The organism is Phenylobacterium sp. (genome assembly GCF_035944335.1).
Classification (GTDB): Bacteria; Pseudomonadota; Alphaproteobacteria; order Caulobacterales; family Caulobacteraceae; genus Phenylobacterium.
In genome coordinates, this window is sequence record NZ_DASZBG010000121.1 from 1 (window position 1) to 25,484 (window position 25,484).

General features: G+C 69.3%; 28 protein-coding genes. 6 read left to right on the forward strand and 22 right to left on the reverse strand.

The window, feature by feature from the left end; genetic code table 11:
* From VGT80_RS18275 to VGT80_RS18290, 4 genes are all read right to left on the reverse strand, one after another.
* The coding region (locus VGT80_RS18275) for an L-threonylcarbamoyladenylate synthase (protein ID WP_327458090.1) at positions 1-836 on the reverse strand (836 nt) is incomplete at its 3' end.
* 33 nt (positions 837-869) lie between these two features.
* Entirely contained in the window at positions 870-1,628 is a 759-nt protein-coding gene (locus VGT80_RS18280) for a methyltransferase (RefSeq protein ID WP_327458091.1), read from the reverse strand.
* Positions 1,629-1,682: 54 nt separating this feature from the next.
* Complete coding sequence (locus VGT80_RS18285) at positions 1,683-3,014, reverse strand: YceI family protein (RefSeq protein WP_327458092.1); 1,332 nt, start codon at positions 3,012-3,014, stop codon at positions 1,683-1,685.
* 7 nt (positions 3,015-3,021) lie between these two features.
* Positions 3,022-3,636: a YceI family protein gene (locus VGT80_RS18290; protein WP_327458093.1), complete on the reverse strand. Its 615-nt coding sequence runs from the start codon at positions 3,634-3,636 to the stop codon at positions 3,022-3,024.
* 136 nt (positions 3,637-3,772) lie between these two features.
* Between VGT80_RS18290 and VGT80_RS18295 the strand changes: the two genes are divergently transcribed.
* Both VGT80_RS18295 and VGT80_RS18300 read left to right on the forward strand, forming a co-directional pair.
* Entirely contained in the window at positions 3,773-5,521 is a 1,749-nt protein-coding gene (locus VGT80_RS18295) for an acyl-CoA dehydrogenase (RefSeq protein WP_327458094.1), read from the forward strand.
* Positions 5,522-5,623: 102 nt separating this feature from the next.
* On the forward strand, positions 5,624-7,513 hold the full coding sequence (locus tag VGT80_RS18300) for an ATP-binding protein (RefSeq protein WP_327458095.1): 1,890 nt from the start codon (positions 5,624-5,626) through the stop codon (positions 7,511-7,513).
* On the opposite strand, the gene VGT80_RS18305 is transcribed toward VGT80_RS18300, so the two are convergent.
* The gene (locus VGT80_RS18305) at positions 7,455-8,636 is read right to left on the reverse strand and encodes an amidohydrolase family protein (protein WP_327458096.1); all 1,182 of its coding nucleotides are present in this window, start codon (positions 8,634-8,636) and stop codon (positions 7,455-7,457) included. The genes VGT80_RS18300 and VGT80_RS18305 overlap by 59 nt on opposite strands.
* A gap of 80 nt (positions 8,637-8,716) precedes the next feature.
* Between VGT80_RS18305 and VGT80_RS18310 the strand changes: the two genes are divergently transcribed.
* A complete protein-coding gene (locus VGT80_RS18310; protein WP_327458097.1) occupies positions 8,717-9,247 on the forward strand; it encodes a DNA-3-methyladenine glycosylase in 531 nt (176 codons plus the stop codon).
* On the opposite strand, the gene VGT80_RS18315 is transcribed toward VGT80_RS18310, so the two are convergent.
* Complete coding sequence (locus tag VGT80_RS18315) at positions 9,244-9,726, reverse strand: peroxiredoxin (protein WP_327458098.1); 483 nt, start codon at positions 9,724-9,726, stop codon at positions 9,244-9,246. The genes VGT80_RS18310 and VGT80_RS18315 overlap by 4 nt on opposite strands.
* 116 nt (positions 9,727-9,842) lie before the next feature.
* Between VGT80_RS18315 and VGT80_RS18320 the strand changes: the two genes are divergently transcribed.
* On the forward strand, positions 9,843-10,406 hold the full coding sequence (locus VGT80_RS18320; RefSeq protein WP_327458099.1) for a YqgE/AlgH family protein: 564 nt from the start codon (positions 9,843-9,845) through the stop codon (positions 10,404-10,406).
* 3 nt (positions 10,407-10,409) lie between these two features.
* Here VGT80_RS18320 and VGT80_RS18325 read toward each other — a convergent pair whose 3' ends face one another.
* The 16 genes from VGT80_RS18325 to coxB all read right to left on the reverse strand — a co-directional run bounded on the left by VGT80_RS18325 (position 10,410) and on the right by coxB (position 23,321).
* Positions 10,410-12,074 (reverse strand): bifunctional diguanylate cyclase/phosphodiesterase, encoded by a 1,665-nt coding sequence (locus tag VGT80_RS18325; protein ID WP_327458100.1) that lies wholly within the window; start codon positions 12,072-12,074, stop codon positions 10,410-10,412.
* 48 nt (positions 12,075-12,122) lie between these two features.
* The gene (locus tag VGT80_RS18330; protein ID WP_327458101.1) at positions 12,123-12,734 is read right to left on the reverse strand and encodes a GNAT family protein; all 612 of its coding nucleotides are present in this window, start codon (positions 12,732-12,734) and stop codon (positions 12,123-12,125) included.
* A gap of 53 nt (positions 12,735-12,787) precedes the next feature.
* A complete protein-coding gene (locus VGT80_RS18335; protein ID WP_327458102.1) occupies positions 12,788-14,083 on the reverse strand; it encodes a pitrilysin family protein in 1,296 nt (431 codons plus the stop codon).
* Entirely contained in the window at positions 14,058-15,449 is a 1,392-nt protein-coding gene (gene thrC, locus VGT80_RS18340) for a threonine synthase (RefSeq protein WP_327458103.1), read from the reverse strand. Before thrC ends, VGT80_RS18335 begins: the two co-directional genes overlap by 26 nt.
* Positions 15,449-16,177 carry an SURF1 family protein gene (locus tag VGT80_RS18345; protein WP_327458104.1) on the reverse strand — a complete coding sequence of 243 codons (729 nt, stop codon included), beginning with the start codon at positions 16,175-16,177 and terminating at the stop codon, positions 15,449-15,451. Before VGT80_RS18345 ends, thrC begins: the two co-directional genes overlap by 1 nt.
* Positions 16,170-16,526 carry a DUF983 domain-containing protein gene (locus tag VGT80_RS18350; RefSeq protein ID WP_327458105.1) on the reverse strand — a complete coding sequence of 119 codons (357 nt, stop codon included), beginning with the start codon at positions 16,524-16,526 and terminating at the stop codon, positions 16,170-16,172. Before VGT80_RS18350 ends, VGT80_RS18345 begins: the two co-directional genes overlap by 8 nt.
* Before the next feature lies 1 nt (position 16,527).
* Positions 16,528-17,424, reverse strand: a complete 897-nt coding sequence (locus tag VGT80_RS18355) for a cytochrome c oxidase subunit 3 (protein WP_327458106.1) — start codon at positions 17,422-17,424, stop codon at positions 16,528-16,530.
* A 120-nt stretch (positions 17,425-17,544) separates the two neighbouring features.
* Positions 17,545-17,703 carry a hypothetical protein gene (locus tag VGT80_RS18360; protein ID WP_327458107.1) on the reverse strand — a complete coding sequence of 53 codons (159 nt, stop codon included), beginning with the start codon at positions 17,701-17,703 and terminating at the stop codon, positions 17,545-17,547.
* 40 nt (positions 17,704-17,743) lie between these two features.
* Complete coding sequence (locus tag VGT80_RS18365) at positions 17,744-18,103, reverse strand: DUF6481 family protein (protein ID WP_327458108.1); 360 nt, start codon at positions 18,101-18,103, stop codon at positions 17,744-17,746.
* 85 nt (positions 18,104-18,188) lie between these two features.
* A complete protein-coding gene (locus VGT80_RS18370) occupies positions 18,189-18,461 on the reverse strand; it encodes a hypothetical protein (RefSeq protein WP_327458109.1) in 273 nt (90 codons plus the stop codon).
* Position 18,462: 1 nt separating this feature from the next.
* On the reverse strand, positions 18,463-18,672 hold the full coding sequence (locus VGT80_RS18375; protein WP_327458110.1) for a hypothetical protein: 210 nt from the start codon (positions 18,670-18,672) through the stop codon (positions 18,463-18,465).
* 195 nt (positions 18,673-18,867) lie between these two features.
* Complete coding sequence (locus VGT80_RS18380; RefSeq protein WP_327458111.1) at positions 18,868-19,461, reverse strand: cytochrome c oxidase assembly protein; 594 nt, start codon at positions 19,459-19,461, stop codon at positions 18,868-18,870.
* Positions 19,439-19,591 (reverse strand): hypothetical protein, encoded by a 153-nt coding sequence (locus VGT80_RS18385; protein WP_327458112.1) that lies wholly within the window; start codon positions 19,589-19,591, stop codon positions 19,439-19,441. The genes VGT80_RS18380 and VGT80_RS18385 overlap by 23 nt, the downstream gene beginning before the upstream one ends.
* Positions 19,588-20,562 carry a heme o synthase gene (locus VGT80_RS18390; RefSeq protein ID WP_327458113.1) on the reverse strand — a complete coding sequence of 325 codons (975 nt, stop codon included), beginning with the start codon at positions 20,560-20,562 and terminating at the stop codon, positions 19,588-19,590. Before VGT80_RS18390 ends, VGT80_RS18385 begins: the two co-directional genes overlap by 4 nt.
* Before the next feature lie 81 nt (positions 20,563-20,643).
* Positions 20,644-22,302: a cytochrome c oxidase subunit I gene (gene ctaD, locus VGT80_RS18395; protein ID WP_327458114.1), complete on the reverse strand. Its 1,659-nt coding sequence runs from the start codon at positions 22,300-22,302 to the stop codon at positions 20,644-20,646.
* 20 nt (positions 22,303-22,322) lie between these two features.
* Positions 22,323-23,321, reverse strand: a complete 999-nt coding sequence (gene coxB, locus VGT80_RS18400; RefSeq protein WP_327458115.1) for a cytochrome c oxidase subunit II — start codon at positions 23,319-23,321, stop codon at positions 22,323-22,325.
* 243 nt (positions 23,322-23,564) lie between these two features.
* Here coxB and VGT80_RS18405 point away from each other — a divergent pair, with 243 nt between their 5' ends.
* Positions 23,565-23,936, forward strand: coding sequence for a DUF3140 domain-containing protein (locus tag VGT80_RS18405; protein WP_327458116.1), 372 nt, complete (start codon positions 23,565-23,567; stop codon positions 23,934-23,936).
* Between the two features lie 31 nt (positions 23,937-23,967).
* A complete protein-coding gene (gene tldD, locus VGT80_RS18410; protein WP_327458117.1) occupies positions 23,968-25,398 on the forward strand; it encodes a metalloprotease TldD in 1,431 nt (476 codons plus the stop codon).
* The last annotated feature ends 86 nt before the right edge of the window (positions 25,399-25,484 follow it).

Below are 25,484 nucleotides of genomic sequence, written 5' to 3' on the forward strand. Positions count from 1 at the left end.
GCGCCGGAGCGGTCGGCGGCCCGCAGATAGGCGAACAGATTGGCCGCGGCCTCGGCGAGATCGCCGCTCGGACTGAGGTTCCAGACATGCTCGCGGGCCCGCGTCGGCCCGAACGCCAGATAGGCCTCGCGCCGCAAGGGCGTCAGGGCGTCGAGCCGCAGCGGCAGGTTCGGCGCATAGTGGCGGGCGAGCCGCCCCGGCGAGCGCCGCGCATCGGCGTCGGCCTCGGAGAGCGGCCCGATCAGCAACTCGATCTCGCCGCGCACGATCGCGCCGGGCCTGAGCAGGCGCGGCTCGTCGAGCAAGGCGACGACGGTGGACTCCAAGCCGATCCGCGAAGGGCCGCCGTCGAGCGCGCATTCCGCCGCCGTCCCGGTCTCCTCGATCGCATCGAGGAAGGTCGTAGGGCTCGGCCGTCCGGAGCGATTGGCCGAGGGCGCCACCACCGGTCCGTCGAACGCCTCCAGCAGGGCATGCGCCAGGGGATGGCCTGGCGCGCGGACCGCCACCGTGTCGAGCCCCGCCCGCGCCAGGTCGCACACCGCCCGGGTGTCGGTCGCCGGCAGGACCAGGGTCAGCGGTCCGGGCCAGAACCGCTTGGCCAGCCGCAACGCGCGCTCGTCGAAGCGGGCGATGCGCTCCGCGGTAGCGAGGTCGGCCACGTGGGCGATCAGCGGATTGAACGCCGGCCGGCCCTTGGCCTCATAGACCGCCGCCACCGCCTGGGGGTTGGCCGCGTCCGCCGCCAGGCCATAGACGGTCTCGGTCGGCAGGATCACCAACCCGCCGGCCTTGAGGGCCGCGGCGGCGCGCGCGAGGGCTCGATCGTCGTCCACCGCGCCTCGTTACACCGCCGCCGTCGGTGGGGGCTACTTCTTCGGCTTCCTGAACTTGTAGACGAACTGGTCCGTCTGGCCGCGGATCGTCTTGTCGAAGACCAGCCTCTTGTGGTCGTCGGCCGGATTCGCCAGCGCCTTGCTCTCGCCATCGAAGACGAAGCCCACCGACGTCACCTGCTGGCGCACGATCGCCGGATCGATGCGGTGCAAGGTGTCGGTGTCGCGCATCCCGGAGCCGGCCTCGGCCGCGTGGTCAATCACCAGGAAGACGCCGCCCGGCTTCAGGGCCGCGAACACCTGCTTGTCGAACGACACCGGATCGACCTTGCCCATGAACTTGTCGGGGTAGTCGTGGTAGTTCTGGGCGGTGAACACCAGATCGACCTTCTCCGGCGTGGAGAAGGCGGCCGCCGGCTGCTTCAGCACCGAGATGTCGCCATAGGCCTTGTCGGCCGCCAGCGCGTCGGAGGCGGTGACGTCGCGCGCGGCTTCCTGGGCGTATTCGTTCGGCCAGACCATGTAGACGTGGCCCTTGGGCCCTACGGCCTTGGCGAACACCCGGGTGAACAACCCGCTGCCGGGGATCAGGTCGACGACCTTGTCGCCGGGCTTCACGCCGGAAAAGGCCATCAGCTCGGCCGTGTGCCGCTTGGCGTCGACCGCCTTCATGTCGCCGCGCGCCGGGTCGGCCAGGGCGGCGGCGAGGTAGGGCTTGATCGCCGGCGCGGCCGCCAGGGCCACACCGGCCAGGGCGACGCCCGCTGCCAGGCTGGCTGCAAAAATCCTCATGGAAGCTCCCTCCGTCTCTGGAGGCAGCTTATAGCTGCGCTTGGCCGAATTGTGTCAGCCGCGCCGGGCCTTCAGCGCGACGGTGACCTTGACCGTCCCCGGGATCTGGTCCGTGGCGGCGAACTCCCCCTGGCCGACGCCGAAGGCGGTGCGATCGAGGCTGGTGGTTCCGGACACCACCGCCTGGTCGCCGGTGATCTTCAGCCGGAAGGCGAGGTCCTGCGGCTTGCTCACCCCTTTCAGCTGCAAGGTCCCGTGCGCGGTGTAGCGGTCAGGCCCAGTCTTCTCGAACCGGGTCGCCGTGAATACCGCCGTGGGGTGGGCGGCGGCGTCGAACCAGTCTCCGGAAGGCAGGGTCTGGTCGCGCTGGGGGTCGCCAGTGTTCACGGAGACCAGGTCGATGCTCACCGTGACCTTCGAGCGGTCGAGCGCATCGGGCGAGAAGACGATGTCGGCGCGCCATTTCTCGAAGCGCCCCTCGATCGCCGAGCCGCTCCACGACGAGGCGAAGCCGAGCGTCGAGCCCGGCTGCACGACCCACTTCATCGGGCCGCTAGGCGTGGCCGGCGGCTCCGCGGCGCTGGTCGCCGATCCTGAGGGCCCGGGCGGTGGCGAGGCCTCGGAGGCCGGGGCTGGGACAGGGGCCTGCGTCTCCGCAAGCGCCTGACTCTGGGACGCCGCGGCGGCCGGCAGCGGGGTCATGCCGGGGGTCGGCGGAGCCACGAAGGCGCCGAAGGCGACGACGCCCAGGACGCCGAGCGCAATGACCAGGAGGCGGGGCTCGAACCATCGGCCGGCCACCGCGCCCGGCGCCATGCGGGACAGCACGGGTTCGTCGCGGCTGAATAGCTGGTGTTTGAGCGCCCCGGCGACGTGCAGCGCCAGCAGCACATAGATCAGGTCGCCCCCCAGCCCATGGGCGTTGCGGCCGAAGCTGCGCCAGGCCGTCTTGGCGGCGGGGGCGAGGTGGGCGATCGGCAGGTCCGGCCAGGGAATGGTCCCATAGAGCAGGGTCGGCAGCTCGATGCGGCTGGCCGAGACCATGATCCAGCCGGTCAGCGGCATGCCGATCATGATCACGTAGAAGCCGACATGGACGGCCTGGGCGAGCCACACCTCCCAGCGCGGCAGGCCGGTCGGCAGGGGCGGCGGCGGGTTGACCAGTCGCCATGCGAGTCGCGCCAAGCTGAGCAGCAGAATGGTGATGCCGATGGACTTGTGCAGCTGAGTGACCGCGAAGCTCTGCGGCGTGTACGGCCCGCCCATCCGGTAGGACAGCGTCACCTGCAGCACGATGGCCGCCGCGATCAGCCAGTGCAGCACGATGGCGAAGGTGGCGTAGCGGCCGCTGCCGGCGGCCTTGGGATCACGGGCGACGTCGGTCATAGAGGGGCTATTTCCTGGTGAATTCGATCTCGAAGATCAGGTCGATGTCGTCGCCGGCCCATTGCCGGACGGCCGTCTCGCCGAAGTCGGAACGCTTGATCCGCGCGGTCCCGGAGAACCCCATCCGCGTGCCCGCGCCGAGCAGCCCCGGGCCCACGCCGTTGAACGCCACGTCCAGGGTGACGGGCTTGGTCACGCCATGGAAGGTCAGGTCGCCGGTCAGCTGCCCTTCGCCGTTGTCGCCGCCGGTCAAGCCGGTGGAGACGAAGGTGATGGCCGGATATTTCGCCACATCGAAGTAGCCCGCGATCTGTTTGTTGAACGACGGGTCGCCGGTATCCACCGACTTGGGATCGACGCTGAAGCTCACCTTGGTCGCGCGCCAGTTGGCCGGATCGACGGTGAAGCCGCCCTCGAGGCCGGTGAACCGCAGGGTGTAGCGGGAGAAGCCGCCCAGGTGGGCGATCTTGGCCGTCAAGCTGGCGTGGCGCTTGTCGAGCACATAGCTCCCGGCCGGGATCTTGGACGGGTCGCGCGTGACCGGATTGGCGAGCGCCGCGCCGCCGAATGTCGGGCAGAGCGCCAGACAAAGCGCCAGAGCCGCCGCAAGGGTGCGCGTCACGTATCGGGTCTCCCTGGGGTCGTCGGGCGTCAAATGGTGTTGTCCAAGCTTGACCGAAAGACGGCGGCGAGGTCTCGGATATTCCATCGTCCTCATAACGACTAGAACGCCTCTGTTCATTCAGGAGCCTCGAGCCATGACCTTCCGCGCCCCGGTCCGCGACATCGCGTTTGCGTTGGAGACCGTGGGCCACCCGGTCTTGCTGGCACGCGCCTTCCCCGACCTCGACGGCGAGACGGTCGCCGCGGTGCTCGAAGCCGCCGGGTCCTTCGCCGAGTCGGAGCTCGCGCCGCTGAACCGCCGCGGCGACGTGGAGGGCGCGCGCTACGAAAATGGCAAGGTCACCGCCGCGCCGGGCTTCGCCGAGGCCTACAAGGCCTTCGCGGCCGGCGGCTGGAACTCGCTCTCGGCGGATCCGGAACATGGGGGCCAGGGCCTGTCCAAGGCCTTGGAGCTCTCGGTGTTCGAGATGGTGCACGCCGCCAACATGGCCTTTGGCCTGTGCCCGATGCTCACCCAGGCGGCCATCGAGGCGCTCGCCCAGCACGGCACCGAGCGGCAGAAGCGGTTGATCCTGCCCAAGCTGGTCTCCGGGGAATGGACCGGCGCCATGTGCCTGACCGAGCCGCAGGCCGGCTCCGACCTCGCCGCGCTGACCACCATGGCGCGGCCCGACGGCAAGGGCGGCTACACCCTGCACGGCCAGAAGATCTTCATCACCTGGGGCGACCACGACGCCGCGGACAACATCTGCCACCTGGTCATCGCCCGCACCCCCGACGCCCCGCCGGGCGTGAAGGGCATCAGCCTCTTCGTGACGTCGAAGTACCTGCTCGACGACGAGGGGCGGCTCGGGGCGCGCAACGATTTCCGGCCGGGCTCCATCGAGCACAAGCTCGGCATCCACGGCTCGCCCACCTGCGTCATGCTCTACGAGGGCGCCCAGGCCGAGCTGGTCGGTGAGCTGGGCCAGGGCCTGCCGCACATGTTCGTCATGATGAACGCCGCCCGCCTGCAGGTGGGCGTCCAGGGCGTGGCCATCGCCGAGCGGGCCTTCCAGCAGGCCCTTGAGTTCAGCCAGGAGCGCCGCCAGGGGCGCGCGGTGTGGTCGGCGGACCAGCCGGCGATGATCTACGACCATCCCGACGTGCGGCGCACCCTGATGCTGATGAAGGCCAAGATCGAGGCCGCCCGCGCCATCTGCCTGACCACGGGCGTGCTGACCGACCTCGCCCGCTTCGCCGACACCGAGACCGAGCGCACGGCGGCCAAGGCCCGCCAGGAACTGCTCACCCCGATCGCCAAGGCCTGGTCCACCGACATCGGGGTCGAAGTCGCCTCCATGGGTGTCCAGGTGCACGGCGGCATGGGCTTCATCGAGGAGACCGGCGCCGCCCAGCATTACCGCGACGCCCGTATCGCCCCGATCTACGAGGGCACCAACGGCATCCAGGCCAATGACCTGGTGGGGCGCAAGGTCGGTATGGCGGACGGGGCGGTGATGGCCGAGCTCTGCGCGGAAATCCTGCTGACCGCCAAGACCCTCACCGACAGCGCCGAACTGGCCGTCGTCGGCCAGCGGCTGGCGCAGGGCGTCTCGGCCCTGGAGCACGCTACCCAGTGGGTGCTGGCGCACGGCGGGCCGGACGCGCTCACCGCCGCGGGGCCCTACCTCAGGTTGGCCGGGGACGTGATCGGCGGCTGGATGCTGGGCCGCCAGGCGCTGGCGGCGTCCGGCTCCGACGATTCCTGGCTCAAGGGCAAGGCGGCGCTGGCTCGGCTCTATTCCGGCCAGGTCCTGGCGCTCGCGCCCGGCATAGCCGAGGGCCTGATGGACGGGGCGGCCGACGTCGAAGCCACGTCCGCGGCGGCGCTCGCGGGGTAGGCCTTCCGAGGCGCGAGCGCCACAACCTTCGATTGAAAAAACAGCGTTTTTCGAAGCTTTACCTTTGCCGCGTAGTCTTCCTGGCTCTTACCAGGGGCGGGGATGATCAAGCACCAGCCACAGACGCCACGTGGCGCGGGCTCCGGCGCGACGGGGTGGAACACCTACCAGCTGACCCTGGCGGGCCTGGCGCTGCCGTTGCCGGCCCACTACGGTTTCGACGCGCTCGCCGCCGTCTGCGTCGCCTTGCTGGGCCATCCGTGGTTCGGGCTGGCCTTCTTCCTCAGCGCGGCGGCCGTCGACACCTTGCAGCAGACGCTGATCGCCCGCTGGCTGGCGCGCAGCCAGGATGCCGATCCCGTCAAGGGCGTCCGCAAGCTCGCCGCCATGTGCGCCACGCGCATGGTGGTCTATCTCACCCCGACGCTGGCCATGACCGTGACCGGCGGCGTGAAGGAACTGGTCTATTTCGCCCTGCAGCTCTGCTCGCTGATCATCCTCGCCCAGGCCGCGGGATCGCTGTCGCGCACCATCTTCTGGGCCTTCGCCGCGCCCGTGGCGCTCGCCGCCGCCATCGGGGTCGTCTGCTTGCTGCCGCTGATCCCGGCGCTCGCCTGCCTGCTGGCCTTGCTCACCCTCGTGGTCCTGCTCACCATGATCTCGAGCTCGACCTACAAGGCGGTCTCCACCTGGCACTCGGCGTTCAACGCCAAACTGGACATGGTCCACCAGCTTCAGGCCGCCCGCGACCAGGCCGTTTCGGAGCGCGAGGCCGCGCAGATCGCGCGCGAGGAGGCCCGCCAGGCCAACCGCGCCAAGTCCAACTTCCTGGCCACCATGAGCCACGAGATCCGCACGCCCATGAACGGCGTGCTCGGAATGGCCCAGCTCCTCAAGCGCGACGAGATCGACCCGTCGCAGGCCGAGCGGCTGGATGTGCTGATCGAGAGCGGGGAGTACCTGCTTTCGATCCTGAACGACATTCTGGACGTCTCGAAGATCGACGCCGGCCGGCTGGAGATCAACCCAGGGCCGGAGAACGTGCGGCTGTTCCTCGACCGCCTGATCGGCTTCTGGGGCGCGCGCGCCGACGAGAAGGGCGTCGCCCTGACGCTGAGCGTCGCCGACAGCGTTCCGGACTATGTGCTGGTCGACGGCCTGCGCCTGCGCCAGGTGCTGTTCAACCTGGTCGGCAACGCCCTGAAATTCACCGAGCGTGGCGCCGTCGAAGTGGTCGCCGAGGCCGTACCGAATGGCGAGGGCGCGACCCTGCTCCATCTGTCAGTGCGCGACACCGGCGTTGGCATCGCGCCCGACCACCTGGCGGTGCTGTTCGAACGGTTCAGCCAGGTCGACGAATCCGAGGTCCGGCGGTTCGGCGGCACCGGCCTGGGCCTGGCGATCGCCAAGCAGCTCACCGAGCTGATGGGCGGCAAGATCTGGGTCGAGAGCAAGTTTGGCCACGGCTCGACCTTCTTCATCAAGCTGCCGCTGGCGCTGGCTGCGGGGTCGTCGGCCCCGGCTGCGCCCGCGCCTGCCGAACCGGTCCTGCCCGAGGCCCTCAAGGTGCTGGCGGTGGACGACAACGCCGTGAACCTGCTGGTGCTCGACCAACTGCTCGGCAGCCTTGGCCACCATCTCGCCAAGGCAGCCAGCGGCCCCGATGCGCTCGAGGCTCTGGGCGGCGAGCCCTTCGACCTGGTCCTGCTGGATATCCAGATGCCGGAGATGACCGGCATCGAGGTGCTGGACCGCCTGCGGGCGGCCGATGGCCCAAACCGTGACGTACCCGTCGTGGCCCTCACCGCCGACGTCACCTCCGGCGGGCGCGACCGCTACCTGGCGCTCGGCTTCACCGAGCACGCCTCCAAGCCGATCCAGATCCAGGAGCTGATGGAGGCCATGGCCCGAGCCATGGCCGCGACGCCAGACGTCAGGCGGCGGCAAGCGCCGGCAGGTCGTGCAGGGCCGGATCGAGCCCTCGTCCCATGAGGTCGATGAAGTTGTCGCGGTAGAAGCGACGCCGCGCAGGCGACGAGACGCCCTCCAGGCTGTCGTTGAACCGCTTCAGCGGATTGCGCCCGCCTTCCACGTGCGGGAAGTCCGAGGAGAACAGGCACATCTCCTCGCCGCTGTTCTCGATGATCCAGCGCGCATCCTCGTGTGGATAGGGCGTCACGCGCAGCTGCCGGCGCAGGATCTCGCTGGGCTTGCCGGAGAGCTTCTGCAGCCGCTCTTCCTTGCCGAAGGCCGCGACGCCGGAATCCAGGAACTTCATCAGGCTCGGCAGCCATGAGGCGCCCAGCTCAATCGCCCCGAACTTCAGCTTGGGGAAGCGGTCGAACACCCCGTCGATCACCAGGGCCGAAAGCGTCTGCCAGACCGACAGCGGGATGGCCATGAAGGTCAGCGAGGTGAAGTTCTCGTCGCCGCCATGGAAATCCTTCACGAAAGGTAGGCCGTTCTCCAGGTAGTCGCGGTGCATCTTCTCCTCACCGCCCACGTGGAACAGGATCGGCACGCCGGCCTCCTGGGCGAGCGCCCACAGCGGGTCCAGCTCGACGTGGCTCGGGGAGAAGCCGGGCGGATGGCGCGAGGGGATGATCAGCGCCTTGGCGCCCAGCGCCAGCGCCTCGGCCGCGATCTGCGGCGCGCGGGCCCGGTCGAGCAGCGGCACATAGGCTGTCGCCAGCAGCCGACGGTCCACCGAACAGAACTCGGTCATCATCCGGTTGTGGGCGCGCGCGGTTTCCCCGGCGAGCTCGACCTCGCCCATCTGTTCCAGCCCGAAATTCGACAGGCAGGCCGTGGTGAAGACGAGCTGCGAGGTGAAGCCCAGGTAGTCCAGCGTCTTGGGCCGGTCGTCGGCCACGAAGGCGCCGAGCGCCTCGTAGTTCTTGCGCAGCAGGATGTTGGCCTCGGCGCCGGCGCGGAACTCCGGATCACTCTGCTTCTCGGCGGCCTTGGCGAACCACTCGGGCAGCACATCCTTGCGCCCGGTCTTCTCCACGAAGGCGTCGCGGAATTTGGGATCGATGTAGCGGTTGATCGTGCCCGGCAGCTCCATGATGTGGCTGTCGGCGTCGTGTACGGTTTGGCCCTCCACGTACGGCATGGCACATCCTCCCTATGGTTGGTCGCATTTCACGCCCCCGCCCCGAGGGGCGTCAAGCCGAGGTTTTCCATCTGCCCTCGGTGGCGGCGGCCCGCGCGCTGATCGGCTGGACCCTGACGCTGGACGGCGTCGGCGGGGTGATCGTCGAGACCGAGGCCTACCACCACGAGGATCCCGCCTCGCACAGCTTCTCCGGCCCGACGCCGCGCAACGCGGTGATGTTCGGACCGCCGGGCCGGGTCTACGTCTACCGTTCCTACGGCATCCACTGGTGCATGAACCTGGTCTGCGGGGAGGCGCCGGGCAGCGCGGTGCTGATCCGGGCGCTGGAGCCGACCCACGGGCTGGAGATCATGTGTGAACGGCGCGGCCCCGCCGAGGCGCGGCAGCTCTGCTCGGGTCCGGGGAAGCTGTGCCAGGCGCTGGGCGTGACGCGGGCCCAGGACGGCCTGTGGGCGGATCAGCCGCCGTTCGCGCTGAGCCCGCCGGAGCGCCAGCCCGCGATCGTGACGGGTCCGCGCATCGGAATCAGCAAGGCGGTGGAAAAGCCCTGGCGGTTCGGGCTGGCCGGCTCGAAATTCCTCAGCCGGCCGTTTCCGAAGCGGCCCTAGAGCTGGGCCATCATGTATTCGGCGGAGGAAACGCGGAATTCGCCGCCCTGCTCGACGTTCAGCTCCTTCACCACCCCGTCGTCAACGATCATGGAGTAGCGCTGCGAGCGCAGGCCCATGCCGAAGCGCGAGGCGTCGAAATCGAGCCCAACCGCCTTGGTGAAGTCCGCGCCGCCATCGGCCAGCATGACGATATCCTCGCCCACCGCCTGATCCTCGGCCCAGGCGCGCATCACGAAGGCGTCGTTCACCGATAGGCAGGCGATCACGTCGACGCCCTTGCCCTTGATGTCCTGCGCCAGTTGCTTGAACCCCGGCAGATGCTTGGCCGAGCAGGTCGGGGTGAAGGCGCCCGGCAGGGCGAACAGCGCCACGCGCTTGCCCGCGAAGAACGCCTCCGCGGTCACCGGCTTGGGTCCCTCGGCGGTGGCCTGGGTGAGCGTCACGTTGGGCAGCTTGTCACCGACTTTGATGGTCATGGGCGTCGTCCTCTCGAATTCAGGCTTGCACATAAGCCGCCCAGCGGCGACCGCAACTGCGAGATCGCGCAATCGGTCCTTGAATACGACATCATCCCGGCCAAAATTGGCGACCGATGCAAGGCGGTTTCTTTTCCGGCCAGCTGCTGATCGCCATGCCGGGCATTTCCGACCCCCGGTTCGAGCGCGCGCTGATCCTGGTCTGCGCCCACGACGACCAGCACGCCATGGGCGTGGCGGTGAACCGCCCCGTGGATGGCCTGACCTTCCCGGACCTGCTGGCGCGCCTGGACATCAAATCGTCCATCGTCCTGCCGCCGGACCTGGTGCTGATGGGCGGCCCTGTCGAGCGGGAGCGCGGCTTCGTGGTGCACACCGCCGACTACATGGGCGAACACAGCCTCGACGTCGGCGAAGGCCTGGCGCTGACCGCCACGCGCGAGGTGCTGGTGGCGATCGCCAATCGCAATCACCAGCCCCGCCGGTCGTTCCTGGCCCTGGGCTACGCCGGCTGGGGCGCGGGCCAGCTGGAGGACGAGATCAAGGACAACGTCTGGCTCACCTGCCAGCCCGACGACGACCTGGTGTTTGGCGCCGACTACGACCGCAAATGGAGCCTGGCGCTGGCCAAGATCGGTGTCGATCCGGACCGTCTGAGCGCCTTCGCGGGCAGAGCCTGAGACCTAGCCGCGAGACCCCTTGGCTTTCACCGGGGCCGCGCCGTCCACATAGCTCTCGTTGAGATAGACCTCGGCCTCCTGTGGCGACAGCGCCGGCGCATAGCCGAAGCCCTGGCCATAGTCGCAGCCGATGGCCAGCAGGGCGCGGGCCATGCCGGCGTTCTCCACGCCCTCGGCCACCACCTCCAGCGCCAGATCCTGGCCGAGCTTCACCACCGAGGTGACGATCTTGGCCGAGCCCTCGTTGGTGGCCATGGTGCGCACGAAGTAGCGGTCGATCTTCAACGTGTCGAAGGGCAGCCGGGTAAGATAGCTGAGCGATGAGAAACCGGTCCCGAAGTCGTCGAGCGCCAGCGCCGCGCCGGCGGCGCGCAGGTTCCCCAGGATCACCGCGGCGCGGTCCGGATCGCGCATCACGTCGCTCTCGGTGACCTCCAGCTTCAGCGCGCCCGGCGGCAGGCCGGTCTCGCGCCGGATCGCCTCGACGTCGGCCACCAGGTCAGGCCGGTCGATCTCGCCGGTCGAAAGGTTGACGGCGACCGTCAGCTCGCCGGCCGCCGCATGGCGCTTGCGCCATTCGGTGAGTTGCTTGGCCGCCTCGCGCATCATCATGGCGCCCAGGTCGCGCATCATGCCCATCTCGTCGCAGAGCGGCAGGAACTGCTCGGGCGTCAGCAGGCCGCGACGCGGATGCCGCCACCGCACGAGGGCCTCGAAGCCCGACAGCGCGCCGGTCGAGAGGCGCACGATCGGCTGGTAAAAGGGCGTCAGTTCACCGCGCGCCAGGGCCCCGCGCAGGTCGCCTTCCAGCGCCAGCCGCGACAGCCCGTCGGTCTCCAGCATCCGCCCATAGGCCGCCGCCCCGCCGCGACCGTGGCTCTTGGCGGATTCCACGGCCAGCTCCGCGCGACGCAGCAGCTCGGCGGCTTCGGGCGCATCCAGGCCGCCGTCGGCCTCCACGGCGCCGATGGACAGCGTCGGGTGGATATCGAAGCCGGCCACCCGCAACGGCTGCTCCAGCGCGCGGCGCAACGCGTCCGGGCCGGGCGAGACGTCCGAGGGCGCGAGAGCTGCGAACTCGTCCTCGCCGATGCGGGCCAGCAGGGCGCCGGCGGGGAAGGCCGCGGCCAGCCGCGATCCCAGCGCCGCCAGCACCAGGTCGGCGCGCTCATGGCCCAACGCCTCGTTTAGCCGCCGCAGGCGATCGAGGTCGGCGACGATCAGCTCGTAGCGCCCGGGCGTCTGCAGCCGGTCGCGCGCTTGGGTGACAAAGCTGCGGCGGTCCAGCAATCCCGTCAGGGTGTCCTGGTCCGAGGCCGTGAACTTGGCCTCCGGGGCCACCACGCCGGCGCACCGGCAGCCCTCCTCCAGCCACAGGCCGCGCCAGATGCAGACCCCGCCGCCGCGCATGCGCAGGCGGACGGAGACCTCGGCGCCGGGCTCGCGGACCCGCAGGATATCCTCGGCGAAGGCGCGATCCTGCGGCAGGGCGAGCGCGCGCAGCGCGGCCGACGAACAATCGGGCGCCAGCGGCCCGAGGCCCAGGGCGCGCGACGCGCCGGTCAGCCGGATGCGGTCCTTCTCGGGCTCCCAGACCCAAAGCGCGACGTCGGCGGCGCCGAGCGCCTCCAGCGTGGTCGTCGCATCCCACATCCAGCCGTTGGCCATAATAGCAAAGTCGCCCGAGAACTGCGGGCGCCGCTCAGCCGACCTCGGTCAGACCGACACCCCGTCGTCCGGCCCTTCCGGCCCCTTCAGGGGCGAGACCAGACCGAACAGGACATGGTCTCGCCAGACGCCGTTAATTTTCAGATAAGCCTTGGCGTAGCCCTCCTCGGCGAAACCGGCCTTGGCGAGCAGTTTGCGGGAGCGATCGTTCTCCGGAATGCAGGCGGCTTCCAGCCGGTGCAGGCCCAGCGTCCGGAACGAAAAGTCGGTGATCGCCCGCACCGCCGCCAGCGTCAGGCCCTGGCGCGTATAGGCCTGGCTGCACCAGTAGCCGATGGTGCCCATCTGGGCGACGCCGCGGCGGACGTTGGAGAGTGTGATGCCGCCGGTCAGCGCCTCGTCGTGGGCGCGCAGCACGAAGAAGGAATAGGCCGCCCCCAGCTCGCGGTCGCGGGCATAGGCGGCGAGCCTTCGGCGGAAGGCGGCCCGCGTCAGGTCGTCGGCGGGCCAGGTCGGCTCCCAGGGCTGAAGGAAGGCCCGCGAGGCGGCCCGCAGCTCCCGCCACGCCGGATAGTCGGCGGCGCGCGGCGGACGCAGCACCACGCCCTGGCCTTCCACGCGAAGGCCGCTCTCCGGGGCTATCCAATCGAGAAGCGCCATTGTGGTGGAGCCTCGCGGAAATCGCGCCAGCGTCAAGTTTGCTGAGCTCCGGGCTAGCCGAACAGCGCCCGCTGGAAGCTGTCCGCCGCCGCCAGAGCGGTCTTCGGCCCCAGCACCGCAACGGCGGAGCGGCCGGCGCCCAGGATGGTCTCGGTGAGGCGCACGAGGTCCGCAGGGGTCACCGCGTCGATTTCGGCGGCGATCTCGTCCGGCGCCAGGGTGCGGTCGAACAGCAGCACCTGCGAGGCGGCCTGCTCCGCGCGGGCGAGGGCCGATTCCCGGCCCATGAACATGGCGCCCTTCAGCTGCGCCTTGGCGCGCGCCAGTTCGGCCTCGCCCACCGGGGTGGTCATGGCGGCGATCTCGCCGGCCGCCACCCGCGCCAGCTCCGCCGCGTCGCCCGCCGCGCAGCCGGCGAACACGCCGAGCACGCCGAGGTCGGAATAGGTCTCGGAATAGGCGTCGATGGCGTAGGCCAGGCCGCGCTTCTCGCGGGCTTCCTGGAACAGCCGCGAGGCCATGCCGCCGCCGAGGATCTCGGCCAGCAATCGAAGCGCGAAATAGTCCGGATCGCGCGCGCCCACCGCCGGGAGAAGCAGCACCAGGTTCGCCTGTTCCAGCCGCTTGGCCACCGGCCGCACGCCGCCGTTGAAGCGCGCCGGCTCGCCGTTGGAGACCGACCCGCCGGCCGGCATGTCGCCGAACTCCCGCTCCACCAGCCGCAGCACTTCGTCCTCGTCCACCGCGCCCGCGGCGCTGACCACCAGGGTCTCGGGCGCATAGAGCGCGGCGCGCCAGGCGCTGAGCGTGTCCGGCGCGGCGCGGCCGATGGTGGTCGGCGTGCCGAGGATCGAGCGGCCCAGCGAATGGCCGTCGAAGGCCGCCTCCTGGGCCAGCTCGAACACCAGGTCGTCGGGCGTGTCGGCCGCCTCGGCGATCTCCTGGCCCACCACCTGCTTCTCGCGTCGCAGGTCGTCGGCGTCGATGGTCGGCCGCTGCACCAGGTCAGCCAGCACGCTCATGCCGAGGTCGAGGCCGTGCTGCAGGGCGCGCACCTGGAAGCTGGTGCGCTCGTAGCCCGTCGCCGCGTTGATCTGGCCGCCCTCCGCCTCGATCACCTCGACGATGTCGCGCGCGGTGCGCGCGCCCGCGCCCTTGAAGACCATGTGCTCCAGCAAGTGCGACCAGCCGGAGCGGGCCTCGTCCTCGGCGCGCGCGCCGCGGCCGGCCACCACCGACAGGGCGACCGTCTGCAGTCCCGGCATGGGGTCGCAGACCACGCGCACGCCGTCGGCGAGGCGATGGATCGGAAGGCCTTTCGGCTCAGGTTTCGGAGAAGGCGCGGACATAGGCCTTGATGGTTTCGGCTTCGGCCGGCAGGCGGTCGTAGCGCTCGGTGCGTTTGGCAAGGTTGGCCGCGCCGCGCGGCAGCTCCGGCCGGACGCCGGCGGCCTGGGCCACGTCGTCTGGGAACTTGGCCGGATGGGCGGTGGCGAGCGCCACCACCGGCGCCGCTAGGTCGTCGACCCGGCGCAGGGCGGCGACGGCGACCGCGGTGTGCGGGTCGATCAGCTGGCCGGTCTCGTTGAGGGTGACAAGGATCGTGCGGCGGACTTCATCCTCGCCGACCGAAACCCCGCGGAACAGTTCGCGCATGGCGGCGAGCGCCTGGGGCGGCACGTCGATGACGCCGGCCGTGGCGAAGGCCTGGAAGGCGCGCGCGGTCTCCACCGGCTCGCGTCGCACCGCCTCGAAATAGAGCCGCTCGAAGTTGGACGCGGCCTGGATGTCCATGGCCGGCGAGATGGTCGCGGTGACCTCGCCGCGGACATAGCGGCCATCCTCGAAGGCGCGCGCCAGGATGTCATTGGCGTTGGTCGCCGCCACGATGCGGGCGATCGGCAGGCCCATGCGGCTGGCCACGAAGCCCGCGAAGGCGTCGCCGAAGTTGCCCGACGGCACGCAGAAGCTCACCGCCCGGTCCGGCGCGCCGAGCGCCACGGCGGTGGTGAAGTAGTAGACCGCCTGCGCCGCGATGCGGGCGAAGTTGATCGAGTTGACGCCGGACAGGTCGACCGCCTGGCGCAGCGCGGCGTCGCCGAACATCTCCTTCACGATCGCCTGGCAATCGTCGAAGGTCCCCATCACCGCGATGCAGGCGATATTGGCCTCATCCGCCGTGGTCATGAACCGGCGCTGCACCTCCGAGATGCGGCCCTGCGGGAAGAGGGCGATGAGCTTGACGTTCTTGCGGCCGCGGAACGCCTCGACCGCCGCCCCGCCAGTGTCGCCCGAGGTCGCGCAGAGGATGGTCTGGGTGCGGTTCTGCTGGCCCAGCAGGTGATCGTAGAGCCGGGCCAGGAGCTGCATGGCCACGTCCTTGAAGGCCAGGCTCGGACCGTGGAACAGCTCGGCGAGGAAGGCCTGCGGCGTCAGCTGCACCAGGGGGACGACGGCTGCATGGTTGAAGGTCGAATAGGCCTCGCGGCACATCTCGGCGAGCGCCGCCGGCGCGATCTCGTCGCCGGCGAAGGCGCCGATCACCGCCGCCGCCACCTCGGCATAGGGGCGTCCGGCGAAGGCCCGGATCTCGGCGGGGGAGAATTGCGGCCACGCTTCCGGCACATAGAGGCCGCCGTCGGGGGCGAGGCCGCCCAGCACCGCATCGGCGAATCCCACCGCGGCCGCCTGGCCCCGGGTGGAGATGTAGCGCATCAGGTCCTCACCCGTCGAAAGAGCGCAGCGGCATAGACGCAGGCCAGCGCCGCGGCAAGGCCGAACCAGGTGAGCGCATATTCGAAATGCCGGTTGGGGATCTCCGCGGGCAGCGGCGCGGGAGTGAGCGCCTTGAACTCCGGACTGGTGGCGGTCTCGGCGAAGAGGAAGAGCGGCGCAGGCGCCGGCGCGCGCAGGGCCGCGGCCATGGCGGGGATATCGCGGACGAACCAGCGTCCGGGGCGATTCTTCACCGCGAAGAGACTGGGCCGGTCCGGTTTTCGTAGGATGCCGGTGACCTGCGTCGGACTGGAGTCGACCGGAGCGACCTTGGGCCGCTCGGCCACGTCGTCCGGCACGAAGCCGCGATCGACGAGGAGGGTGCGGTAGCGGGCGCCATTCACCGGGCAGGCCGAGATCAGCCGTGCGCCCGCCTGGCCGTTGGGCCCGATCGTGTAGAGCTCGAGGAAGGGCGCATGCGCCAGTCCCGCACACGCGGCGCTGACTCGCGTGAAGTCAGCGTCGCGGCCCTCGCCCACAGCATCCAGCACCGGGTCCACCGCCACCGCCTGCGACGTCTGCAGGGCCGCTACGTGGGCGAGGATGGCTTCCTTCCACTTCAGCCGCTGCAGCTGCCACACGCCGAGCCCGATGAGGATCGCCATGGCGATCGCGGTGGCGAGCGTCAGGCCGACAGGGAAGCGGCCGCGCGGGGGCGCTTCAGTCATGACGGGCTTGCGAGGCCTTGTTCATGAACTGCGCCGCCAGCATCACCCCCTTCATGGGCCGCAGCAGCGCCACGCAGATGATCAGGGTCGCGGGCATCCACACCACCAGCAGCACCCACACCGGAGGATTCAGCGCCAGCTCGGTGAACAGGGCGCCAAACGCGGCCAGGAAGCCGCCGATCAGGATGACGAACACCGCCGGCCCGTCGCCCGAGTCGGCCTTGGCGAGGTCGTAGCCGCACGCCTCGCAACGCGTAGCGACCGCGAGGAAACCCTCGAACAGATGGCCCTCCCCGCAGTTCGGGCAGCGGCCAACCGCCCCCGACAGCAGCGGGTTGGGTGCGGCCATGTCAGCCGCCGGCCACGTGGGTCCCGAAGATCACGTAGATGAAGGCGAAGAGGAACAGCCACACCACGTCGACGAAATGCCAGTACCAGGCCGCCGCCTCGAAGCCGAAGTGCTGCTTGGGCGAGAAGCCGCCCATCATCAGCCGGATCAGGCAGACGGTCAGGAAGATGGTCCCGATCAGCACGTGGAAGCCGTGGAAACCGGTAGCCATGAAGAACGACGAGCCATAGAGCCCCGAGTTCGCCGCATCGGCGCTGAAGAAGTACTTGTGCTGGATGATGTGGTTGTACTCGTAGGCCTGGATCGAGGTGAACATCACGCCCAGGATGATGGTCAGCAGCAGGCCGATCTTGGCGCCCTTGCGGTCGCCGGTCTGCAGGGCGTGGTGCGCCCAGGTGACCGTCGTGCCGGAGAGCAGCAGGGTCAGCGTGTTGACCAGGGGCAGCTGCCAGGGCGGCACGGTCTCGACCCCGTGCGGCGGCCAGCTCGCCCAGGCCTGCCGGACCTCGTCGATCGACGACAGCGTCCGGTGGTGATGGAACAGCGCCATCTCGAAGAAGATCCAGAACCACGCGACGAAGAACATCACCTCCGAGGCGATGAACAGGATCATGCCGTAGCGCAGGCCGATGGAGACGACCGGGGTGTGGTCGCCCTCGTTGGCTTCCTTCACCACGTCGCGCCACCAGCCGAACATGGTGTAGAGCACGCCCGCCAGGCCGGCGAAGAACAGGTAAGAGGTATGCGGGGCGAACGGGAAGGACGCCTGGGCGCCAAACAAACCCTTCAGCCAGGTGATGCCGCCCAGCGCCATCGCCACCGCGGCGATGGAGCCGACCAGCGGCCAGGCGCTTGGATTCACCAGGTGGTAGTCGTGCTTGACGTCGCCGTGGGCCATCTCGGTCCTAACCCCTCACAAATCCCCCGCGCAGAACCTGGCCCCGCGCGGTCGAAGTCGGGCACGCTATAGCCCTGCGCCGCCGCATCCGCCAAGGGGTAATGGGGCGCTCCTGGCGGCTCAGCCTTCGCGGTCGGGATCGTCCCCGCCCGGCGGGGCGTTCTCGGCGGCTTTCTGCTCGCTGGCCTCGCGCTTGGCTTCGGCCTTCTGGGCGGCCTTGATCGCCTTTTTTCGATCTCGTTCGCGGCGTTCGAACGCATAGTTGGGCTTCATCGCCATCGGACTGTCTCCACGTCTTTCGAGCCGGCGCGGCCTGGCTCTATTGGCGGGCCTTGCGGGCCGCGTACTTGGCGTCGCGTTTGGCCTTGGCTTCCGCCTTGGTCAGCTGCTTGCGTTCCTTGCGCTCGCCGCGCAGCGATTCCAGCGCGGCGGCTTCGGCGGCCTCCTTGGCCTCCACCTCGGCGGTCTCGGCGGCGGCGACGGCGTCCTTGCGGGCGATCTTGGCGGCGGCGCGAGCGGCGCGCACTTCGGCGAGCTCGCGAGCGCGTTGCGCGGCCCGGTCCTGCCGCTGCGGCGCGACCGTCGTCGGGCGCGGCTTGAACTTCTCCAAGAGCGCTTTCTTGGCGTCGGAGGCGGCCTTCAGCCGCGCTTCGAAGTTGGTCTTGTCGGCTTCCTTCATAAGGCCCTTCTGGAGCGCCCGGCGGGCGCGGGTCTGCCGGGGCCGGCGCGCTGGCGCATCGGCCGTCGTGGTGGGAGGGATCGGATTAGGCTTCGCCTCGGTCGAGAGCGCTGGCGGTCACGCCGCCCGGCTCGATCTTGACCCCGAGGTAGCGCATGACGCCGCCGGCGAAGCTGATGTCGCTGAGCGCGATGCCCGGATCGCGCTTGAGCTTGTGCACGTCGCCCAGAGTCAGCCGGAGCGTCATGTCATCGCGGGCCACGCCCTCGGCCTCGGCGGCTTCGATCTGGGTGCGGAACAGGGCCGCGGCGGAGGCCGCGTGGTGTCCGGATGCGGCGGGGCTGCGGGCGTTGGCCATGTCAGGCGACGGCCCAGAAGCCGTTTTCGCCGCTCACCCGCACCTGGCAGGGGCGTCCGGTGTCCTGCATTTCGCGCACCCGGCGGTTGGCCGCGGCCTTGGCGACCTGCTGGTCCGGCGAATGGCCGAAGTGGTCGCCATCGTACTCGACCGCCCACTGACCGTTGTGTCGAACGACGGTCAGGACCGCCCTGTCTGGAACCATGCGCATGGTGCTGGTTAGCACAGGCGGCGCTCAAAATCAGATTTTTCGAAATATTTGTTAGGCGCGAGAGCGGTCGATTGGCGTTCCGCGAAAGCCAAGATCAGTCGATCCGGGCCATTCTTTCCTGATGAATTCCAGCGCCCCCGGCCCGAAGACGTGAGCCGCCGCGTGCAAGATTTTGCGCATCGGTCGCCGGGCCCTTCAGGAACCCGCCGCGACCGCCGGCGGCTTGGCGTCGACCGCCGGGAAGAAGGTGTAGGACAAGGTCACGTCGGTCACGCCCTTGGTGTTGATGTCCTGCGTGAACTTCGGATCGACGAAATAGAGCACCGGCATCTCGACCGTCCGGCCCGCGCCGATGGTCTGGTCGGAGAAGCAGAAGCACTGCAGCTTGCGGAAATAGGTCCCCGCCGAGTCCGGCGTGACGTTGAACACCGCGCGCGCCGTGACGGGGTGGTCGGCGTGGTTGGTCACCTTGAAGATGGCCAGCTTGGTCTCGCCGACCCGCAGGGTCTGGGCCCGCTGTTCGGCTGAGAAGTCCCACGGCAGGCCGCGGACATTGGTGTCGAAGCTGACCGTGACCTTCTGGTCCGACAGCCTGTCGGGCGCGGCCTCGGCGCGGCGGACCGTGCCGCCGTAGCCGGTGACCTGGCAGAAGGCCCGATAGATCGGGATCGCCGCATAGGCCGCGCCGACCATGCCGAAGAAGGTCAGCCCGCAGACGATCGCGACGTTACGGTTGCGACGCCTCTGGGGATCGAGCGGCGGGCGCTCAGAAGGAGTGGTTTGCGACATTGCTCCCCAGCCGGACGATGGTGACCACGAAGACCAGGATGACGAACAGGACGAGCCCGAGCGCGAGCGCGATGTTGCGGCCGCGCCGGGCCTTGAAGTCGGCTTTGCTCTCGTTGCGGGGATCGCTCATCGCGCCAACACCTCCAGCGGCTGCGCGCCCATGAGATGTTCCGCCAGCAGGGTGGCGAAGATGAGCGCCAGGTAGAGGATGGAAAAGGCGAACAGGTTGCGCGCGTCCTTGGCGCCGGCGCGCACGTCGTAGAGCCCGTCGGTGTTGCGCTCGCCCGTCCGCTCGCCAGCGCGGCTGCGGAACAGTCGCCAGGCGAGCAGCAGAAACACCAGGCCGCCTGCCGCGGCGACGCCGAGGTAGGCCGCGCCGCCCAGGCCGGTGAAGGCCGGCGCCAAGCACAGCGGCACGACCAGCAACGAATAGATCAGGATCTGCCGGCGGGTGGAGGCCGCGCCCGCCACCACCGGCATCATCGGCACGCCGGCCTTAGCGTAGTCCTCGGAGGTGTAGAGCGACAGGGCCCAGAAATGCGGCGGGGTCCAGAAGAAGATGATCGCGCAGAGCAGCCAGGCGTTGAGCGGGGTCGAGCCGGAGGCCGCCGCCCAGCCGATCACCGGCGGCAGGGCGCCGGCCAGCCCGCCGATCACGATGTTCTGCGCCGTCGAGCGCTTGAGCCACACCGTGTAGACCAGAGCGTAGAAGGCGATGGTGAAGGCCAGCAGGCCCGCCGCCAGCCAGTTCAGGGCCATGCCCATCAGCATGACGGAGAACAGCGACAGCACGACCCCGAGCGCCAGCGCATCGGCGCCCTGCACCTTGCCGGACGGCACCGGGCGGCCGCGCGTGCGGCGCATTTTGGCGTCGATGTCGGCGTCGTACCACATGTTGAGCGCGCCCGAGGCGCCGGCGCCGACCGCGATGCAGAGGATCGCCACGCCCGCCAGGATCGGGTTGATCGGCTGGTTCGCGCAGACCAGGCCGGTCAGGGCGGTGAACACCACGAGCGACATCACCCGCGGTTTCAGGAGCTGGAAGTAGTCCTGCCAGCGGGCGGCTGCGCGCGTCTCTGGATGGGCCGTGGCCATGGCCATGCAGCTATACTCTCAAATGGTCGAGGGGCGCGCCCCGAACGAAGCGCGCCCCCGGAAGTCTTGGTTCAGGCGAGGGCCGGCCTAGTGGAGGTCGGCCTGGATCACCGGCAACTCGTTGAACTGGTGGAACGGCGGCGGAGAGGGCAGCGTCCACTCCAGCGTCGTGGCCCCTTCGCCCCACGGATTGGCCTCGGCCTTGCGGCGGAACACCATGGCGTCGAGCAGCACCACCAGGAAGACGCCCACGCCCACCAGCGTGATCACGTAGCCGAACGAGGACACCTGGTTCCAGAGGGTGAAGGCCTCCGGATAGTCGACGTAGCGGCGCGGCATGCCCTGGAGGCCCAGGAAGTGCATCGGGAAGAACACCAGGTTCACGCCGATGAAGGTGATCCAGAAGTGCAGCGCGCCCAGCCATTCGCGGTACTTCACGCCCCACATCTTCTCGAACCAGTAGTAGAAGCCGCCGAAGATCGCGAACACCGCGCCCAGGCTCAGCACGTAGTGGAAGTGGGCCACCACATAGTAGGTGTCCTGGAACTGGTAATCGACGCCGGCATTGGCCAGCACCACCCCGGTCACGCCGCCGACGGTGAACAGGAAGATGAAGCCGATCGCCCACAGCATCGGCGTCTTGAAGTCGATCGATCCGCCCCACATGGTCGCGATCCAGGAGAACACCTTCACGCCCGTCGGCACGGCGATCACCATGGTGGCCGCCACGAAATAGGCCTGCAGGTTGAGGTTCATGCCGGTCGTGTACATGTGGTGCGCCCACACCAGGAAGCCGACGAAGCCGATCGCCACCATGGCGTAGGCCATGGCCAGGTAGCCGAACACCGGCTTGCGCGAGAAGGTCGAGACGATGTGGCTGACCATGCCGAAGCCCGGCAGGATCAGGATGTAGACCTCGGGGTGACCGAAGAACCAGAACAGGTGCTGGTACATCACCGGGTCGCCGCCGCCGGCCGCATCGAAGAAGTGGGTGTGGAAGTTGCGGTCGGTGAGCAGCATGGTGATCGCGCCGGCCAGCACCGGCAGCGAGAGCAGCAGCAGGAACACGGTCACCAGGATCGACCACACGAACAGCGGCATCCGGTGCAGGGTCATGCCCGGCGCGCGCATGTTGAAGATGGTGGTGATGAAGTTGATGGCGCCGAGGATCGATGAGGCGCCGGCCAGGTGGATCGACAGGATCGCGCAGTCCACGGCGGGCCCGGTATGGCCCGAGGTGGATAGCGGCGCATAGAGGGTCCAGCCGGTTCCGGCGCCGCGACCGGGGCCGCCGTCGACGAACATCGAGGTCAGCATCAGCACCCATGAGGCGCAGAGCAGCCAGAAGGAAATGTTGTTCATCCGCGGGAACGCCATGTCCGGCGCCCCGATCATCAGCGGCACGAACCAGTTGCCGAACCCGCCGATCATCGCGGGCATGACCATGAAGAAGATCATGATCAGCGCGTGGGCGGTGACCACCACGTTGTAGCCGTGCTTGGACCCCTCGATCAGCCCGATCTGGGCGATCCAGGAATGCGGCTGGAAGATCTGGATGCCGGGCTCGGCCAACTCCCAGCGGATCAGGCCCGACAGCGCCCCGCCCACCAGGCCCGCCATGATCGCGAACAGGATGTAGAGGGTGCCGATGTCCTTGTGGTTCGTTGAGAATAGCCACCGCACCAGGAACGGTGGGGTGTGGGCGTAGCTGCCGTGATCGTCGTGGGCGGAGGCGGGCGTGGCCATCTTACGCTTGTCCTGGAATTTCAGTGCGCGGCCAGCGCCTTGGGCGCGGCCGTGGTGTTGGTGGCGGTGGGCTCAGGCGCGCTGCCGGCCGGAGCCGCGGCGTTGACCGGCGGCTTGAGCGCGGAGGCCGCGGCCGCCGGAGCCGTCGCGGCGGCGCCGGTCCCCAGAGTCTGCGCCGAGACGGTCGTGGGCGTCGCGCCCGGCAGCGCGCCGTGCTTGGACAGCACCCAGGCGTTGAAATCGGCCTGGCTCACCACGCGCACCTCGATCGGCATGAAGGCGTGGTCGACGCCGCACAGCTCGCGGCAGCTGCCGTAGTAGGTGCCGATCCGCTCGGCCTTGAACCAGGTCTGGTTCACCCGGCCGGGGATGGCGTCCATGATGATGCCGAAGGCCGGCACGGCGAAGGCGTGGATCACGTCGGCGCCGGTGGTCAGCACCTGGACGGTCTTGTTGACCGGCACCACCATCGGCTGGGTCGCCGCCAGGCGGTAGGGCACGCCCTTGGCCTTGGCCTGGTCCTCGGGAAGGATATTGGAGACGAACTCCGGGATCTTCTGGTCGGGATACTCGTAGCCCCAGTACCACTGGTAGCCGGTGGCCTTCACCGTCACGTCGGGGTGCGGCATGTCGTGATAGGCGAACAGCAGCTTGAACGAGAAGATCGCAATGAACACCAGGATGAGGACCGGGACCAAGGTCCAGGTCACCTCGATGGCGGTGTTGTGGCTCCAGCGCGCCGGGATCGGATTGGCGCGCTTGTTGTAGCGCACGATGCAGATGCCCAGCAGGACCATCACGAACAGGGTGATGACCGTGATGATCGGCATCAGGATGGCGTCGTGGAAGAAGATCGCGTCGTGCTTCAGCTGGGTGACGCCCGGCTGCATGGCGATGCCGCCTGGGGTCGGCTGGCCGATCAGATCCTCGGCGAAGGCTGACGCGCCCCAAAACGCCGTCATCGCGCCCGTGGCGAGGCCCATCGCCAGCGCTCGCATACCCTGAAACCTCGACTTCATGTCCCCTCGGTCTGGCTGGCCGGTCTGCGATGGTGGATCGCCTCGCCGACAACAGAGGGCGCGCAAGCGCGGCCGCGCTCGCCCGGCCCCTTCGCGGGGGTGCATACGCGCATCATCCGGGCTTGCCAAGGCGGTTCCCGAGCCTGACTTCCCGATAAGTGCGGCGGCGGGCTTGCGCACCGCCGCGGAGCGGATATTCGGAGCCTCTGCCCACCTCGCTAGAGACCCCCGTTCGCCTTCACCATGCACCGCCACCCCGAAGCCGAGCGCCGGATCCGCGATGAGTTCGACGCCCTCGTGAACCTCACTTCGGACGAGCTGGCCGCCTGGCTGGAGACGCCGGAGAGTCGCAAGGTCGGCATGGTCCGCCGCGGGGAAGCCGAATCGGTCGGCCGCCAGTCGGCCCGCCGCATCCTGGCGATGCGCGCCAAGCCCGTCGAAGACCTGGCCGACGCAGACTACGACCACATGAAGAAGGTCATCGGCTACTGCCGTCGCCACCTGGCGCAGCGACCGCCGGTCCTGAGGATGGGCGGCGACGTCACCCACACGCGCTGGCGCTACAGCCTCATGAACTGGGGCCACGATCCGCTGCGCGGCCGCATCAGCGGGTGACGCGGGCGCGGCGGCTTCCTATCTTGGGCCCATGAACGCCCATGCCTCCGTCCCCTCGATCCTCCAGTCCGCCGGCGTCGACACCGGCCGCGCCCGCGAAATCCTCGGCGACGCCCTCGCCGGCGCCGATGACGGCGAGCTCTTCGTGGAGCGGTCGGAAAGCGAGAGCTTCATGTTCGACGACGGGCGGCTGAAGTCGGCGGCCTATGATTCGACCGAAGGCTTCGGCCTGCGGGTGGTGGCCGGCGAGACGGCCGGCTACGCCCACGCCAGCGAGATCTCGGAAGGCGCCATCCGCCGCGCCGCCGACTCAGCCCGGCTCGCCAAGCGCGGCTATTCCGGCGTGGCCGCGGAGGGTCCGCGCGCCACCAACGCCAAGCTCTATGGCGAGGACGACCCGCTCGCCTCGCCGGGGTTCTCCGAGAAGGTCGCCCTGCTGCAGGAGATCGACGCCTGGTGCCGGGCCCGCGATCCGCGGGTCGTGCAGGTCATGGCCTCCCTGGCCGGCGAACGCCGCGAGATCGAGATCCTGCGCGCCGATGGCCGGCTGATCCGCGACGTGCGCCCGCTGTGCCGCGTCAATGTGCAGATCACCGTCGAGCGCGACGGCCGCCGCGAGAACGGCTTCGCCGGCGCCGGCGGGCGCGCCGGCTTCGAGACCTGGATCACCCCGCAGAAGTGGCAGGAGCAGGCCGAGGAGGCGCTGCGCCAGGCGCTGGTCAACCTCGACGCCGTGCCCTGCCCGGCCGGCGAGATGGACGTGGTGCTGGGACCGGGCTGGAACGGTGTGCTGCTGCACGAAGCGGTCGGCCACGGCCTGGAGGGCGACTTCAACCGCAAGGGCACCTCGGCCTTCTCCGGCAAGGTCGGCGAGCGCGTCGCCGCCCCCGGCGTCACGGTCTTCGACGATGGGGCCATCGCGGGCTTCCGCGGCTCGCTCACCGTCGACGACGAGGGCACGCCCACCGAACGCACCATCCTCATCGAGGACGGCATCCTGAAGGGCTATATGCATGACCGCATGAGCGCCCGGCTGATGGGCCTGGAGGCCACCGGCAACGGCCGGCGCCAGTCCTACGCCCACATGCCCATGCCCAGGATGACCAACACCGGCATGCTCGGCGGCATGACGCCCCGCGAGGAGATGACCGCCTCGACCCAGCGCGGCCTCTACTGCGCCAACTTCGGCGGCGGCCAGGTGGACATCACCAACGGCAAGTTCGTCTTCCAGTGCACCGAGGCCTACCTGATCGAGGACGGCAAGATCACCAGCCCGGTGAAGGGCGCAACCCTGATCGGCGACGGGCCCTCGGCCCTGACCCGGGTCACCATGATCGGGGACGACTTCTGCTTCGATCCGGGGGTCGGGGTCTGCGGCAAGGCCGGCCAGAGCGTGCCGGTCGGCGTCGGCCAGCCGTCGCTCAAGATCACCGGACTTACGGTTGGCGGGACGAGCCTCTAGGCCGGCGGCGTCTCAGGTTATCAACGGCAACCTTTCGGCGATTTAATCCACCTTACGGCCATTTAATTGGCCCTGCGCCGGTCTCC